The organism is Jiangella asiatica (assembly GCF_004349065.1).
GTDB classification, from domain to species: domain Bacteria; phylum Actinomycetota; class Actinomycetes; order Jiangellales; family Jiangellaceae; genus Jiangella; species Jiangella asiatica.
On record NZ_SMKZ01000062.1, the window covers coordinates 1 to 12,744 of the forward strand.

The window sequence follows — 12,744 nt, forward strand, 5'->3', positions numbered from 1 at the left end:
ATGCGGGGTGGTGCGGGGTGGCGCGGCGGGTTTGGGCACTGGGCGCTGGTCCGGTAGTCTTGGGCGTCGGCCTCACCTCGAGGTCGAGATTGGCATGCCCACACCGCACGAGAGTTGATCACGCTGAGCACGCTCGATCCGCGCGCGCCGTTCGTCCTCGTCACCCACGAGCTCGGACGCCGGCCTGGCTCGACCCAGCGGGTCACGCGGACGGTGCCGGCGCCTGGCGATCTCGGCCTTGGCGGCGTGGTCGGAGTGCCCGAAAGGGCCGACGTCGAGCTGAACCTGCGGCTCGACGCGGTCATGGAGGGCGTGCTGGTATCTGGCACGGTGCGAGCCCGCTTCGAGGGTGAGTGCGTGCGGTGCCTGGACTCCATCGGCGGCGAGGTCGTGGCCGAGATCCAGGAGCTGTACGTCTACCCGGAGCGGGCCGACGACCCCGACACCGAGACCGACGACGACGAGATGCGTGTCGAGGACGACATGGTCGACCTCGAGCAGCCGATCCGGGACGCGGTGGTGCTGGCGCTGCCGCAGTCGCCGACCTGCCGGCCCGACTGTCCGGGCCTGTGCCCGGTCTGCGGCGCCCGGTTCGCTGACGACCCGGACCACGCGCACGAGTCCACCGACCCACGGTGGGCGGCCCTGGCCGGGCTGCTCGCCGACGAAACGAAAGAGTCCGGCTCGACGAGGGCCGGCCCGACGGAAGAGAACTAGCCACGTGCCGACCGCGAGGTCGTAGGCGGCGGCGAGTCTCACGAGAAAAAGAGAGAACGAGCCACGTGCCGACCGCGAGGTCGTAGGCGGCGGCGAGTCTCACAAGGGAAAGGAATCCAGCCGTGGCCGTCCCGAAGCGGAAGATGTCGCGCAGCAACACCCGCCACCGCCGTTCGCAGTGGAAGGCGAAGCTGCCGCAGGTCCAGAAGCGCACCGTCAACGGGCGCACCACCTGGGTCGTCGCGCACCGCGCCCACGTGGTCGAGGACTCCCAGGGCACGCCACTGTTCCGCGAGTACAACGGTCGCCAGGTCGGCGACGCCTGAGGGTTCGTCAGGAGCTCCCCGTGACGGCCGAGACCCCACCCCTGTCCGTGCTGGAGGGGCGTCTTGGCGTGCCTGTCGATCCCGAGCTGCTCCAGCTCGCCCTGACGCACCGCTCGTTCGCCTACGAGAACGGCGGCCTGCCCACCAACGAGCGGCTGGAGTTCCTCGGCGATGCCGTCCTCGGGCTGGTCGTCACCGAGACGCTGTACCGGCTGCATCCGGACCTGTCCGAGGGGCAGCTGGCGAAGCTGCGTGCCGCGGTGGTCAACATGCGGGCGCTGGCTTCGGTCGCCCGCGACCTCGAGCTCGGCCGGTTCGTCCGGCTCGGGCGTGGTGAGGAGACCACGGGCGGCCGCGACAAGTCCTCGATCCTGGCCGACACCGTCGAGGCCATCATCGGGGCGGTCTTCCTCGACCACGGGCTCGCCGACACCGCGGCGTTCGTGCACCGCCTGGTCGACGACCTCATCGAGGCGTCGGCGCTGCTCGGTGCCGGCCTGGACTGGAAGACCTCGCTGCAGGAGCTCACATCCCGGCACGGCCTCGGCGTCCCGGAGTACCGCATCGCCGAGGACGGCCCCGACCACGCCAAGACCTTCACCGCCGAAGTCGTCGTCAGCGGCCAGGTCCGCGGCGCCGGCACCGGGCGCAGCAAGAAGGAGGCCGAGGCGCGCGCGGCCGAGCTGGCCTGGAAGGCGCTGAGCGAGGCCGCCGAGCCCGCGACCGCCCGGACGGCGAGCGCGCAGACGGCCACCGCCCAGACGACGACCGCCGGGGCCGCCACGTCAGCGCGGAACAGCTCCGCCGTGCCGGGCAGCGACGGTGCCCGAACTTCCTGAGGTCGAGGTCGTCCGCCGGGGCCTGGCCGCGCACGTCCTCGGCCGCGTCATCACCCGCGTCGACGTCGGGCACGAGCGCGCCATCCGCCGCCACGTCGCCGGGGCCGCCGACTTCGCCGGCCTGCTCGAGAACACATCGCTGACCGCTGCGCTGCGCCGCGGCAAGTACCTCTGGCTGCCGCTCGACGACGGCGTCCACGCGCTGCTGGGACACCTCGGCATGAGCGGGCAGCTGCTGGTCCAGCCGGCCGCTGTGCCGGACGAGCCGCACCTGCGGGTGCGAGTGGTGTTCGCCGACGGCGACCCCGAGCTGCGCTTCGTCGACCAGCGCACGTTCGGCGGCCTGGCGGTCGTCACCATCGGTGCCGACGGCGTGCCGGTGCCCATCGCGCACATCGCGCCGGACCCGCTCGACCCGCTCTTCGACGACGAAGCGTTCCGCCAGTCCCTGCGCCGGCGCCGCACGGGCGTGAAGCGTGCCCTGCTGGACCAGTCGCTGGTCTCCGGCGTCGGCAACATCTACGCCGACGAGGCGCTGTGGCGGGCCCGGCTGCACTACGCGCGGGCGACCGAGACGCTGCGCCGCCCGGACGTCGCCCGGCTGCTGGCAGCGGTGCGCGAGGTCATGGGCGAGGCGTTGCGGCACGGCGGCACGTCCTTCGACAGCCTGTACGTCGACGTCAACGGCGACAGCGGGTACTTCGACCGGTCGCTGAACGTCTACGGACGGGCCGGACAACCCTGCCGACGGTGCGCAACGCCGATCCGCCGCGACCCGTTCATGAACCGCTCGTCGTACACGTGTCCGACCTGTCAACCGCGACCACGGCACGGACGCTGGTGAGACGTGATCAGCGAAACACCCGAACGTGTTGACCGACCGGCCTACCTGGTGAGATGCTGTTTAGAGCTGCGGCCTGTGCGTCTCTTGTCAGGCTTGCCCGCCGCGGCGCTCACAATGATCATTTTTTCTTCAAGGCCTGTGTGGAGGGCTTCGACAATGGCGAAGGCGCTGTTGGGTTATGTCGGGGGAACTGATCCAAGGCTTGCGACCGAGGTACAGCGTCTGCGCAGGCGGGTGACCGACCTCGAGGCGCAGATCCTGCGGCTCCAGACCGAGAACGATCAGCTCGCCGAGGCGGCTGTCGAGCACGGCCGGCTCGCCCTCGACGACACTCAGGTTCCGCAACCTGCGCTGACCTGAGGGTCCGCGGTTGTAGGCTGACCCCCAAATCCAGGGGAGTCGGTCTGTGCACCTGAAGAGCTTGACGCTACGGGGTTTCAAGTCCTTCGCGTCGTCAACGACGCTGCGCCTGGAACCCGGCATCACGTGTGTGGTCGGGCCCAACGGCTCGGGCAAGTCCAACGTCGTCGACGCCCTGGCCTGGGTCATGGGCGAGCAAGGCGCGAAGAGCCTGCGCGGCGGCAAGATGGAGGACGTCATCTTCGCCGGGACGGCGGGCCGCCCCGCGCTCGGCCGCGCCGAGGTCGTCCTCACCATCGACAACGCCGACGGCGCGCTCCCCATCGAGTACTCCGAGGTCACCATCTCGCGGACGATGTTCCGCAACGGCGGCTCCGAGTACGCCATCAACGGCCAGAGTTGCCGCCTGCTCGATGTGCAGGAGCTGTTGTCCGACTCCGGCATCGGCCGCGAGATGCACGTCATCGTCGGCCAGGGGCAGCTCGACGCCGTCCTGTCGGCCACGCCGGAGGACCGCCGCGGCTTCGTCGAAGAGGCCGCCGGCGTCCTCAAGCACCGCAAGCGCAAGGAGAAGGCGCTGCGCAAGCTCGAGGCGATGCAGGCCAACCTCACCCGGGTGCAGGACCTCACCGCCGAGCTCCGCCGCCAGCTGGGCCCGCTGGGCCGGCAGGCCGAGCTGGCCCGCAAGGCCGCCGTCATCCAGGCCGACCTGCGCGACTCCCGGCTGCGGCTGCTCGCCGACGAGCTGGTGCAGGCCCGCGCCAACCTCGAGCAGGAGGTCGCCGACGAGACCGCGCTGAAAGCCCGGCAGGCCGAGCTGGCCCGTGCGCTGGAGCAGGCCCGCGCGGCCGAGGCGCGGCTGGAGGCGCAGGCCAAGGAGGTTGCGCCGCTGCTGTCGCGTGCTTCCGATGCCTGGTACCGCCTGTCCGGCCTGCGAGAGCGGGTGCGCGGTACGGCGTCGCTGGCCGCCGAGCGGGCCCGGCACCTGGCCGCGCCGATCGACGCCGGTGGCTCCGGGCGCGACCCGGACGCACTGGAGCGCGAGGCTGCCGCCGTCCGCGAGCAGGAGGCCGAGCTCGAGGAGCAGATCAGCGCCGCTCGCGAGGCGCTGGACGACGCGATGGAGAACCGCCGCATCGCCGAGGACGCCGCGGAGACCGAGGAGCGCCGGCTGGCAGCGGCCGCACGTGCCACCGCGGACCGCCGCGAAGGGCTGGCCCGGCTGTCCGGGCAGCTGGAGGGCCTGCGCCGGCGGGCCGCGGCCGCCGAGGCGGAGCTGGCCCGGCTCACCGCCGCCCGCGAGGAGGCGCTGCGCCGCGCCGCACAGGCCGAGCACGACTTCACCGCCCTCGAGACCACCATCGCCGGCCTGCAGGTCGGCGACGACGGCCAGCTGGACGTCGAGCACGAGCGTGCCGCGAAGGCGCTGGCCGACGCCGACGACGCTCTGCGCCGGCTGCGCGAGGACGAGCGCGGCGCCGAGCGCGAGCGGGCGGCGCTGGCCGCGCGGCACGAGGCGCTGCAGATGGGCCTCACTCGCAAAGACGGCTCGGAGGCGCTGCTGGCCGCGTCTGACCGGCTGTCCGGCGTCCTCGGCTCCGTCGCCGCCCTGCTGACCGTCGAGCCGGGCTGGGAGGCCGCGGTCGCGACGGCGCTGGGCGCGGCCTCCGACGCGGTCGCGGTCGGCTCCGTGGACGACGCCGTCGCGGCGCTGCGGCTGCTGCGCCAGGACGACCTCGGCCAGGCGGGGCTGCTCGTCGGCGGCGCGCCCTACGACGACCCCGGCTCGTGGCAGCCGCTGCCGGCCGGGCTGCGCTACGTCGTCGACCTCGTCACCGCGCCGGCCGAGCTGCGTCCGGCGCTGACCAACTCGCTGCGCGGCATGGCCGCCGTCGACGACCTCGCCGCGGCCCGGGCGCTGGTCGCCGAGCTGCCGGAGCTGGTCGCGGTCACCCGCGACGGCGATCTGCTCGGCCGCGACCGCGCCTTCGGTGGCTCTTCCACCGCCCCCAGCCTGCTGGAGCTGCAGGCGGCCGTCGACGAGGCCGCGGACCGGCTGGCCGTGGCCACCGGCAAGGCCGAGGACCTCGCCCGCAAGCTCGCCGCCGCCGAGCGCGCCCGTGCCGAGGCGGCGGCCGCCGAGGCGGCCGCGCTGACCCGGTTACGCGAGTCCGACGCCGAGCTGTCCGCGGTCGCCGAGAAGCTCGGCCGGCTCGGCGGCACCGCGCGGGCGGCCGCCGAGGAGGCCGAGCGGCTCGCCACGCAGGTCGCACAGGCCGAGGAGGCCCGCGACCGCGACCTCACCGGCCTGGCCGAGATGGAGGAGCGTCTCTCCGCCGCGGAGGAGACTGCCGACGACGCCGTCGAGCCGTCGGCCGACGAACGCGACCGGCTGGTCGAGGCCGCCCGATCCGCCCGGCAGGCCGAGACCGAGGCCCGGCTGGCGCTGCGCACCGGCGAGGAGCGGACCCGCGCGCTGGCGGGACGGGCCGAGAGCCTGGAGCGCACGGCGCAGCGCGAGCGCGACGCCCGCGCGGCCGCCGTCGCCGCGGCCCGGCAGCGCACCGAACAGGCCCGGGTGGCCGCCGCCGTCGCCCGCGGCGCCGCCGTCGTCCTGGAGCACCTAGAGCGGTCGCTGGAGCAGGCCGCGGCCGAGCGCGACGAGGCCGAGCGGACCCGCGCGGAGCGCGACACCGCGCTGGGTGAGGAGCGCGCCCGGGTGCGCACCCTCAGCGACGAGCTCGACGAGATCACGTCCACCGTCCACCGCGACGAGCTGGCTCGCGCCGAGCACCGGATGCGGGTGGAGGCGCTGGAGACCAAGGCGGTCGAGGAGCTGGGGGTGGACCCCGCCACGCTGGTCGACGAGTACGGGCCGCACCTGCTCATCCCGGTGCCGCCGGACGACGACGGCGAGCCGCGCGAGCCGGTCCCGTTCGTCCGCGAACAGCAGCTCAAACGGATGAAGGCGGCCGAGCGCGGGCTGACCGCGCTGGGCAAGGTCAACCCGCTGGCGCTGGAGGAGTTCGCGGCGCTGGAGGAGCGGCACGCGTTCCTCACCGAGCAGCTGGAGGACCTCAAGAACACCCGGCGCGACCTGCTCGACATCGTCAAGGAGGTCGACGACCGCGTCCAGCAGGTGTTCGCGTCGGCGTTCGAGGACACCGCGCGCGAGTTCGCCGACGTGTTCTCACGGCTGTTCCCCGGCGGCGAGGGCCGCCTGGTGCTCACCGAGCCCGACGACCTGCTGACCACCGGCATCGACGTCGAGGCGCGTCCTCCCGGCAAAAAGGTGAAGCGGCTGTCGCTGCTGTCCGGCGGCGAGCGGTCGCTGGTGGCGGTGGCGTTCCTGGTGGCGCTGTTCAAGGCGCGGCCCAGCCCGTTCTACATCCTGGACGAGGTCGAGGCCGCCCTGGACGACACCAACCTCGGCCGGCTGCTGGGCATCTACGAGGAGCTGCGCGAACGCAGTCAGCTCATCGTCATCACCCACCAGAAGCGGACGATGGAGATCGCCGACGCGCTGTACGGGGTGTCCATGCGCGGTGACGGCGTCACGGCGGTGATCAGCCAGCGCATCCGCGAGTCCGAGCCGGTCTGACCGCCGGGCCATCCGACCCCTGGTCGGGCGGTGTTTTAGCTGGTTCACTGGTCACACAACTGCTCCTCGGTGACGGGGCATCACGTCGGAGCGCGCGGGTGACCTGCCTGCTCGCCGAGGGCTGTCAACCTTCGTGAGGGGGAATCGACAATGGTGTCTTCTCTTCGCCGGAAAGGTATGGCCCTGGCCGCAGTGGTGGCCGCCGCGTCGCTTGCCCTCGCCTCGTGCGGTGACGACGACGATGGCGGCGACGAGCCGGCTGGCGGCGACACCGGTCAGGCCAGCACGGAATTCGAGTTCTTCTCCTGGTGGACCGGCGCCGGTGACTCCGAGGGCAAGCAGGCGCTCCTCGACCTGTTCGCCGAGCAGAACCCGGACGTCGAGATCACCGACGCCGCGGTGGCCGGCGGTGCCGGGACGAACGCGCAGGCCGTGCTGACCACACGCCTGCAGGCCGGCGACCCGCCGGACTCCTATCAGCGGCACGTGGGTGCCGAGCTGCAGCCGGACATCGAGGCCGGTCTCGTGGAGGACCTGACCTGGCTGTACGACGAGGAGGGCTGGCGGGACGTCTTCCCGCAGGACATGCTCGACCTCATCACGGTGGACGACAGAATCTACTCGGTGCCGGTGAACATCCACCGGTCGAACCTGCTCTGGTACAACCCGGCGGTGCTGGCCGAGGCCGGCATCACCGCCCCGCCGACCAGCTGGGACGAGTTCCTGCAGCAGGCGGCCACACTGGAGGCGGCCGGCAAGATCCCGCTGACCATCGGTCCGTCGTGGACCCAGAAGCACCTGCTGGAGAACGTGCTGCTGGGCGAGCTGGGCGCGGAGGCGTACTCCGGGCTGTGGGACGGCTCGACCGACTGGGAGTCCTCGGAGGTCGTGGCGGCGCTGGACACGTTCACCGAGGTGCTCTCGCACAGCAACCTCGGTGAGGCGGCGGCGGATTGGCAGCCCGCGATCGACCCGATCATCGAGGGCGACGCCGCGTACAACGTCATGGGCGACTGGGCGAACACGTACTTCGCCACCGCTCAGGGCCTGGCCTTCGAGACCGAGTACGGCGTGACGACGTCGCCGGGCACGGAAGGCATCTTCAACTTCCTCTCCGACAGCTTCACGCTGCCGGAGGGCGCGCCGCACCGCGACCTCGCGATCGAGTGGTTGCGGCTGGCCGGCTCGCAGGAGGGCCAGGACACCTTCAACCCGATCAAGGGGTCCATCCCGGCACGCACGGACGCCGACCCGGCGCTGTACACCGACTACCTGGCGATGCCGCTGACGGACTGGAACGATCCCGAGATCGAGCTGGTCGGTTCCCTGGCGCACGGCGTCGTCGCCGGTGGTGCGTTCAACACCGACATCGACTCCGCACTGGGCGAGTTCGTCGCCAGCGGCGACAGCGCCCAGTTCGCGTCGGCGGTGAAGGAGGCGTACGAGGCGAACCAGTGAGTCCATCACCTCGCCGGCCGGTCCCGCGGCCCACCTCCGCGGGGCCGGCTCCGAGGGGTCAGGAGTCCACATGCTCCGTATCCGCAAATGGGGCCCGGCGGCGCTGCTCGTCGCCCCGTCGTTGGTGGCCATCGGTGTCTTCGTGTACGGGTTCCTCGGCTGGAACCTGCGGGTCTCCCTGAGCGACTGGCGCGGCCTGCGCGCCACGTACGACTTCGCCGGTCTCGACAACTACCGGCGGCTGGCCGGCGACACCCGGTTCATCGACGGCGTGCAGAACGTCGTGGTCTTCACGGTGGTGTTCGTGGCGGGGACGCTGATCTTCGGGTTCCTGCTGGCGCTGCTGCTGGAGCGGGGCATCCGCGGCGAGGCGTTCTTCCGCACCGTCTTCCTGTTCCCGATGGCCATCTCGTTCATCGCGACGGCAATCATCTGGCGCTGGCTGATGAGCAACGCCTCCGGTGCCCAGGAGACCGGCCTGAACAAGCTGTTCGACAGCGTCGGACTGGGCTTCCTAGCCAACGACTGGTTCAAGGCCGACTCGTACTGGGCGGTCGCGTCGGTCGCTATCGCCGCCGGCTGGGCGCTCGTCGGCTACATCATGGCGCTGTTCCTCGCCGGCATGCGCGGCGTCTCCGACGACCTGCGCGAGGCCGCGCGGGTGGACGGCGCGAGCGAGGCGAAGGCGTTCTGGCACGTGATCAGGCCGATGTTGCTGCCGGTGGTGATGAGCGCGATCGTCATCCTCGCCCACATCTCCCTGAAGACGTTCGACCTGATCTACGCCATGGACGCCAAGAGCCGGAAGATCGAGACCCCGGCGCTGTACATGTGGTTCACGACGTTCGAGGGTCTCAACTTCTCGATCGGCGCGGCCATCGCGACGCTGCTCGTCCTGGGCATAGCGCTGGTGATCGTCCCCTACATCTGGTACTCGGTCCGATCGGAGCGCCGGCGATGACGACCACCTCCGAGACTTCCACGAGGATCCGCTCGCGCTGGGCGCCGTACGTCACCACGGTCCGCTACCTCGTGCTGTTCGCGCTGGTCTGCGTGTTCCTCATCCCGGTGTACGTGCTGCTGGTCACCGCGATGAAGGACCCGGCGCAGGTCAGCCCGTCGCGGATGTGGAACCTGCCGGACTCGTTCTCGGTGGACACGTTCGGCGAGGTGTGGCCGACGCTGGAGCCCGGCTTCCGCAACAGCGTCCTGATGGCGCTGCCGGCCAGCATCATCTCGTCGCTGCTGGGTGCGGCGAACGGCTTCGTGCTGGCCAAGTGGCGCTTCCCGGGCGCGGACGTCGTCTTCCCGCTGATCCTGTTCGGCATGTTCATCCCGTACCAGGCGATCCTCATCCCGATGCGGGAGCTGCTGACCGACTGGAACATGGTGGGCGGGCTGAGTGGGCTGATCCTGGTGCACATCATCTACGGCCTGCCGATCACCACGCTGATCTTCCGCAGCTACTTCGTCACGATCTCCGACGAGCTGATCGACTCCGCACAGGTCGACGGGGCCGGCATGATCCGCACGCTGGTGTTCGTCGCGCTGCCGATCGCGCTGCCGGCGTTCGCGGTCGCGGTGATCTGGCAGTTCACGTCGGCCTGGAACGACTTCCTGTTCGGCCTGGTGCTCACGTCGACGGACAGCTGGCCGGTCACCGTCGCGCTGAACAACATCGCCGGCGGCCAGGTCGTGCCGTTCCACGAGGCGATGGCGGCCGCGCTGCTGGCCAGCATCCCGACGCTGCTCGTCTATGTCCTGATGGGCCGGTTCTTCATGCGCGGGCTCATGGCCGGCGCGCTGAAGGGGTGAGTGGCATGAGCGAGAAGACCTCAGAGGGGCGGGCCGCCGCGGCGGCCGCCGACGCGCTCACCGCCGAGCTCGCGGGGCGCGAGCCGGCCGGCGTCCGCCTCGACCAGGTCTCGAAGCACTTCCGCGGCGGCGTCCAGGCGATCAGGGACGTGACGCTCACGGTGGCGCCGGGGGAGTTCGTCGTGCTGGTGGGCCCGTCCGGCTGCGGCAAGTCCACCCTGCTGCGGATGATCGCCGGGCTGGAGGAGGTCAGCTCCGGCCGCATCCACATCGGCGACAAGGACGTCACCACCCAGCTGCCCCAGCAGCGCGACGTCGCGATGGTGTTCCAGAGCTATGCCCTGTACCCGAGGATGACGGTCCGCGGCAACATCGGCTTCGGTCTGCGGATGCGCAGGGTGCCGAAGGAGGAGCGTGCCCGCCGCGTCGACGAGGTCGCCCAGATCCTCGGCCTGGAGCACCTGCTCGACCGGCGACCGGCCGCCCTGTCCGGCGGGCAGCGGCAGCGGGTCGCGATGGGCCGGGCGATCGTCCGGGAGCCGCAGATCTTCCTCATGGACGAGCCGCTGTCCAACCTCGACGCCAAGCTGCGGGTCAGCATGCGGGCCCAGCTGACGCTGCTGCACAAGCGCCTGGGCGTCACGACCGTCTACGTCACCCACGACCAGACCGAGGCGATGACGCTGGGGCAGCGGGTGGCGGTCCTGCGCGACGGTGTCCTGCAGCAGGTCGACACGCCCCAGGCGCTGTTCCATCACCCGGTGAACCTCTTCGTCGCCGCCTTCATCGGGTCGCCCTCGATGAACTTCGTCCACGCGACCGTCGACGCCGGTGCGGTCTCGTTCGCCGGCGTACGGATCCCACTGCCGCCCGGGTCGCCGCTGGCGGACGGGGGGCGCCGGGTGATCCTGGGGATGCGGCCGACGTCGCTGTCGGTCGCGTCCGAGGACGGCGCGCCGAGGCTCACGGTGACGCCGGCCATCGTCGAGGACCTCGGCGACGAACGGTTCGTGATCTTCGACGTCGACGCGCCCCGGGTGGACACCGACGCCACCCGCGCCGCGGTCGACGCGCAGGCGGAGGACGACGCGCTCCTCGTCCCGCTGGACCGGGCCACGTTCACCGCCCGCCTGCCGGCCACCACGCCGGTGACGGTCGGTGAGCCGATGGCCGTCGCGATAGACCCTGCCCGGCTGCATTTCTTCGACCCCGCGACCGGCGAGGTCCTCCAGTAGCAACCTGATCGACACGCCGTGCGTCATCCGGAGTGGACGGTGTGACAGACGCTACCGTCGATGTTACTCAAGTGAAGGTTGTTACTGCTGTGACATATGGGGGTGTCGCATGACGGCAGTGGTCGTGGCCATGCTGGCCATCGTGTTGGTGGCGACGGTCGTGCTCGGTGTCGTCGGGCTCTACCACCACCTGGCGAACTCTCCACAGATGCGCCGCCGGATGCGCCGGTGGCGGTACCTCGCGCTGGTCCGCATGGACGGCTGGCGCGACGCGGCGTTCACAGCGCTGCGGCGGATGCGCCGCGGCCTGGCCCGGCGACTCACCAGCGCGGCCACCTCGTAGCGCTGCCGGCGTGGAAAGATGGCCGCCGTGGAGTTCATCGTCATCGCCGCGGTCATCGTCGTTCTCGCCGTCGTCCTGGCGGTCTTGCTGGTTCCTCGTCGCCGACGGGGTCAGGTCGCCCCGCCCGCCCCGCGGCCCGGCGTCGACTACCAGCCCGGGGTCGGCGACGACGCCACCGCGCCGGTCGAGGAGCAGCGCACCCCGCTCAGCGACGTCCAGCTGCCCGAGGCCGAGCCCGCGGAGGCACCGGTCGAGCCGGTCATCGAGCGGCCCGAGCCCGCCGCCGGCCGGCTGCTCCGGCTCCGCTCCCGGCTGGCCCGCTCGCAGTCCGGTTTCGGCAAAGGGCTGCTCGGCCTGCTCTCCCGCGAACGCCTCGACGAGGACACCTGGGAAGAGATCGAGGACACCCTCCTGACTGCCGACCTCGGCGTCACGCCCACCCAGGAGCTGGTGGACCGGCTGCGCACCCGCGCCCGGGTCGAGAGCATCGCCAGCCCCGACGCCGCCCGCACCGTGCTGCGCGAGGAGCTCGTGGCGCTAGTCGACCCGTCGCTTGACCGGACGCTGCGCACCGAGCGGCACGTCGAGGACGGCCGGCCCGCGGTCGTGCTCGTCGTCGGCGTCAACGGCACCGGCAAGACCACCACGATCGGCAAGCTGGCCCGCGTGCTGGTGGCCGAGGACCGCGACGTCGTCCTCGGCGCCGCCGACACCTTCCGCGCCGCCGCCGCGGACCAGCTCACCACGTGGGGCGACCGCGTCGGCGTCCCCACGGTCCGCGGGCCCGAGGGCGGCGACCCGGCCAGCGTCGCGTTCGACGCCGTCAAGGCCGGCATCGAGCAGGAGGTCGACGCCGTCATCGTCGACACCGCCGGCCGCCTGCAGACCAAGGTCGGCCTCATGGACGAGCTGGGGAAGGTCAAGCGGGTCATCGAGAAGCACGGCGCGGTCGACGAGGTGCTGCTCGTCATCGATGCCACCACCGGTCAGAACGGACTCGTCCAGGCCCGCGTGTTCGGCGAGGTGGTCGACGTCACCGGCATCGTGTTGACCAAGCTCGACGGCACCGCGAAGGGCGGAATCGTGGTCGCGGTCCAGCGCGAGCTGGGCGTGCCAGTCAAGCTGGTCGGGCTCGGTGAAGGTCCGGACGACCTCGCCCCGTTCGACCCCGAGGCGTTCGTCGACGGCATCCTGGGCTGACGCCGG

Annotated in this window: 12 protein-coding genes; all 12 read left to right on the top strand. The window is 71.6% G+C overall.

Annotated features, from left to right (window positions below; genetic code table 11):
- Positions 1-117 precede the first annotated feature (117 nt).
- The 12 genes from E1269_RS27830 (at position 118) to ftsY (ending at position 12,738) form a co-directional block, all read left to right on the top strand.
- Positions 118-717: a YceD family protein gene (locus tag E1269_RS27830; protein ID WP_420810681.1), complete on the top strand. Its 600-nt coding sequence runs from the start codon at positions 118-120 to the stop codon at positions 715-717.
- 122 nt (positions 718-839) lie between these two features.
- Complete coding sequence (gene rpmF / locus E1269_RS27835) at positions 840-1,043, top strand: 50S ribosomal protein L32 (RefSeq protein ID WP_131900771.1); 204 nt, start codon at positions 840-842, stop codon at positions 1,041-1,043.
- A gap of 20 nt (positions 1,044-1,063) precedes the next feature.
- Positions 1,064-1,882, top strand: a complete 819-nt coding sequence (rnc, locus tag E1269_RS27840; protein ID WP_239001053.1) for a ribonuclease III — start codon at positions 1,064-1,066, stop codon at positions 1,880-1,882.
- Positions 1,866-2,726, top strand: coding sequence for a bifunctional DNA-formamidopyrimidine glycosylase/DNA-(apurinic or apyrimidinic site) lyase (gene mutM / locus E1269_RS27845; protein WP_131900773.1), 861 nt, complete (start codon positions 1,866-1,868; stop codon positions 2,724-2,726). Before rnc ends, mutM begins: the two co-directional genes overlap by 17 nt.
- A gap of 156 nt (positions 2,727-2,882) precedes the next feature.
- Positions 2,883-3,086 (top strand): hypothetical protein, encoded by a 204-nt coding sequence (locus E1269_RS27850; RefSeq protein ID WP_131900775.1) that lies wholly within the window; start codon positions 2,883-2,885, stop codon positions 3,084-3,086.
- 46 nt (positions 3,087-3,132) lie between these two features.
- On the top strand, positions 3,133-6,687 hold the full coding sequence (smc, locus tag E1269_RS27855) for a chromosome segregation protein SMC (protein WP_131900777.1): 3,555 nt from the start codon (positions 3,133-3,135) through the stop codon (positions 6,685-6,687).
- A gap of 177 nt (positions 6,688-6,864) precedes the next feature.
- Positions 6,865-8,145 carry an ABC transporter substrate-binding protein gene (locus E1269_RS27860; RefSeq protein ID WP_131900779.1) on the top strand — a complete coding sequence of 427 codons (1,281 nt, stop codon included), beginning with the start codon at positions 6,865-6,867 and terminating at the stop codon, positions 8,143-8,145.
- 70 nt (positions 8,146-8,215) lie between these two features.
- Positions 8,216-9,106 (top strand): carbohydrate ABC transporter permease, encoded by an 891-nt coding sequence (locus E1269_RS27865; RefSeq protein ID WP_131900781.1) that lies wholly within the window; start codon positions 8,216-8,218, stop codon positions 9,104-9,106.
- Positions 9,103-9,960 (top strand): carbohydrate ABC transporter permease, encoded by an 858-nt coding sequence (locus tag E1269_RS27870; RefSeq protein WP_131900783.1) that lies wholly within the window; start codon positions 9,103-9,105, stop codon positions 9,958-9,960. Before E1269_RS27865 ends, E1269_RS27870 begins: the two co-directional genes overlap by 4 nt.
- A 5-nt stretch (positions 9,961-9,965) precedes the next feature.
- Positions 9,966-11,195, top strand: a complete 1,230-nt coding sequence (locus E1269_RS27875) for an ABC transporter ATP-binding protein (protein ID WP_131900785.1) — start codon at positions 9,966-9,968, stop codon at positions 11,193-11,195.
- Positions 11,196-11,304: 109 nt separating this feature from the next.
- Positions 11,305-11,538, top strand: a complete 234-nt coding sequence (locus E1269_RS27880) for a hypothetical protein (protein WP_131900786.1) — start codon at positions 11,305-11,307, stop codon at positions 11,536-11,538.
- A gap of 18 nt (positions 11,539-11,556) precedes the next feature.
- A complete protein-coding gene (gene ftsY / locus E1269_RS27885; RefSeq protein WP_420810680.1) occupies positions 11,557-12,738 on the top strand; it encodes a signal recognition particle-docking protein FtsY in 1,182 nt (393 codons plus the stop codon).
- Positions 12,739-12,744 lie beyond the last annotated feature (6 nt).

Excerpts from the sequence above, each read along its gene's own strand:
- E1269_RS27850 (WP_131900775.1), top strand. The coding sequence starts at position 2,883 with ATGGCGAAGGCGCTGTTGGGTTATGTCGGGGGAACTGATCCAAGGCTT.
- E1269_RS27860 (WP_131900779.1), top strand. The coding sequence starts at position 6,865 with ATGGCCCTGGCCGCAGTGGTGGCCGCCGCGTCGCTTGCCCTCGCCTCG.
- E1269_RS27865 (WP_131900781.1), top strand. The coding sequence starts at position 8,216 with ATGCTCCGTATCCGCAAATGGGGCCCGGCGGCGCTGCTCGTCGCCCCG.
- E1269_RS27870 (WP_131900783.1), top strand. The coding sequence starts at position 9,103 with ATGACGACCACCTCCGAGACTTCCACGAGGATCCGCTCGCGCTGGGCG.
- E1269_RS27875 (WP_131900785.1), top strand. The coding sequence starts at position 9,966 with ATGAGCGAGAAGACCTCAGAGGGGCGGGCCGCCGCGGCGGCCGCCGAC.
- E1269_RS27880 (WP_131900786.1), top strand. The coding sequence starts at position 11,305 with ATGACGGCAGTGGTCGTGGCCATGCTGGCCATCGTGTTGGTGGCGACG.
- ftsY (WP_420810680.1), top strand. The coding sequence starts at position 11,557 with ATGGCCGCCGTGGAGTTCATCGTCATCGCCGCGGTCATCGTCGTTCTC.